Annotated in this window: 2 protein-coding genes and 1 pseudogene; 1 reads left to right on the forward strand and 2 read right to left on the reverse strand. The window is 67.3% G+C overall.

What is annotated here, in order from left to right:
* Positions 1–460, reverse strand: a pseudogene (locus AC1VAN_RS18780) (MFS transporter); the annotation flags it as partial.
* A gap of 287 nt (positions 461–747) precedes the next feature.
* On the opposite strand from AC1VAN_RS18780, the gene AC1VAN_RS18785 reads away from it, so the two are divergent.
* Positions 748–2148, forward strand: a complete 1401-nt coding sequence (locus tag AC1VAN_RS18785; RefSeq protein WP_025877795.1) for a serine hydrolase domain-containing protein — start codon at positions 748–750, stop codon at positions 2146–2148.
* Positions 2149–2265: 117 nt separating this feature from the next.
* Here the strand turns inward: AC1VAN_RS18785 and AC1VAN_RS18790 are convergent.
* A partial coding sequence (locus AC1VAN_RS18790) for an SDR family oxidoreductase (protein ID WP_480986436.1) occupies positions 2266–2373 on the reverse strand: 108 nt, incomplete at its 5' end.

A 2373-nucleotide genomic window follows, 5' to 3' on the forward strand; every position in this document is an offset into this window, starting at 1 on the left:
CTCCAGAACACTGCGACCGCAAACAGGTTGAACACGGTGACCAGAAGAAGAACGCCATGCCCCGCCCCGGTACGCCGCTGTCGAACAGTGCGTAGAAGCCCAGCAGGGTGGCGACGAAGAAGCCGTACACCGCCGGCAGGAACACCCGCCGCGGGAAGCGGCTGACCAGCCAGCCATAGACCGGCTGCAGCACCAGCATGATCACGAATACGCAGGAGAACAGGAACTGCAGGACGAAGTCCTTCAGGGCGATGCCATGGCTGGCGAACCAGGCGATCAACGCCGCCGGGAACACCGTCTCCAGGTCGGCCGAAGCGGCCATCGCCTCGCGTACCGGCCGCAGCACGTAGTAGCCGCTGAGCAGGCAGAAGAAGTACAGAAACGACCACCACAGCGCCGGCGACTCGCGCAGCGCGGCCAGCAGGCCCTTCAGTGCCCCGCTCTCCCGCGCCGCGCTCACGCGGCTCCCCTCGCCCGCAAACGGCGGTTGGACAGCGGCATGGCAGGCTCCGGGGGCAGTGAAGCGCGTACGTTATCCAATGCACTGCAACATCGCCAGCGCAGGCGGCGCCGATGGCTGCAACGCAGTGTCACGGACTGGCCCGGCGGACACCTTGTGATACACGCTCTTCTGGCGTCAAAAATCCAACTTTTTCAACGAGATGCGCATTCATCTTCGCTTTGTTTGTGCACAGGCGAAAAGCGGCGCTAGAATCATCCCCAGCAGTCGCGCACGGGTTCCAACCGATGAAAAAGAACAGCCTGCGTCGTCCGATCCGTTCGGCGGCCACCGGTTTGCTGGGCATGTTGATGCCCCTTGCCTTGTCCACCACCGCGCAGACCCCGCCGGCGTTGCCGCCGATGCCGACCAACATCGAAACCGCCGCCGGTGGCGCCGTCGCCCACACCCAGCCTGCGGCCTACCGCACCGGGCTGGTGCCGCAGGTGCAGTTGCCCGCTGCCGGTTTCAACGTCGCCAACATCGAATCGATGGCGCAGCAGCTCACCTATGGCGAGCGCGTGCCCGGCATGGCAGTGGCCATCGTGCAGGGCGGCCGCGTGCTCAGCGCGCGCGGCTACGGCGTGACCGACGTCAACAACCCGTTGCCGGTCGACGCCCACACCGTGTTCCGCCTGGCGTCGCTGTCCAAGGCCTTCGCCGGCACCATGGCCGGCCTGCTGGTCAACGATGGCACCCTGCGCTGGGACAGCAAGGTCACCGACTACGTGCCGGGCTTCCGCCTGAACTCGCCGGAGGCCACCGACCGCCTGACCGTGGCCGATGTACTCAGCCACCGCGTCGGCCTGCCGTACAACGCCTATGACCGCGACATCGAAGGCAATGCCGAGTACTACGCGCTGACCCAGAAGCTGGCCAACACCAGCCTGAAGTGCCTGCCGGGCGACTGCTACGCCTACCAGAACGTGGCCTTCAGCCTGATCGGCGACGTCGTGTATGCGGCCTCCGGCAGCTTCTACGAGCAGTCGGTCGAACGCCGCATCTTCAAGCCGCTGGGCATGAACGATGCCAGCCTCGGCCTGGCCGGCATCCAGGCCAGCTCGCGCTGGGCGCGCCCGCACGTGCGCAGCCGCAACGGCTGGGTGTCGCTGACGCCGAAGCCGACCTATTACCGCGTCGCCCCTGCTGCCGGCGTCAACGCCAGTGCCAGTGACATGGCGCAGTGGTTGCTGGCCCATACCGGCCACCGCCCGGACGTGCTGCCGGCACCGCTGCTGGCGACCCTGCACTCCAGCCTGATCAACACACCGGGCGAGATGCGTTCGGGCTGGCGCCGCGAACGCCTGCACTCGGCCGGCTACGCGCTGGGCTGGCGCACCTTCGACTACGCCGGTCACGATGTCGTGTTCCATGCCGGCGCGGTGCAGGGCTACCGCGGCCTTGTTGCACTGGTGCCCGAGCGCGACCTCGGCATCGCCATCATGTGGAACGGCGAAAGCGGCCTGCCCAGCGGCCTGCTGCCGACCGTGCTCGACGCAGCCCTCGGGCTGCCGTCGCAGCGCTGGCTGGACGTGGACACCGACTTCGGCAGCGACAACCTGATGGCCGAGGGCGCCACCCCGGCACAGCAGGACAAGCGCAAGGGCAAGGGCGCTTCGGGCAACCGCGCGGTGGCCTCGCCGCGCTGAGCTGGCGAGCTCGACCGTAAACAGAAGGGCGGCCTACGGGTCGCCCTTTTCGCTTGTTTACGTAGCGCTGAGCGTCCCTGCCTTCACCGTTTCGTAGAATCAGGCGCGCCCGGGATGCTAGTGGGCGAAGTAGTGCATTCCGCCATCCACCGGAATCACCGCCCCGGTGATGTACCCCGCCAACGGCGACGCCAGGAACGCAACCAGGTGCGCCACCTCCTCTGG

The organism is Stenotrophomonas sp. 05L44_2 (assembly GCF_056665995.1).

Excerpts from the sequence above, each read along its gene's own strand:
- AC1VAN_RS18785 (WP_025877795.1), top strand. The coding sequence starts at position 748 with ATGAAAAAGAACAGCCTGCGTCGTCCGATCCGTTCGGCGGCCACCGGT.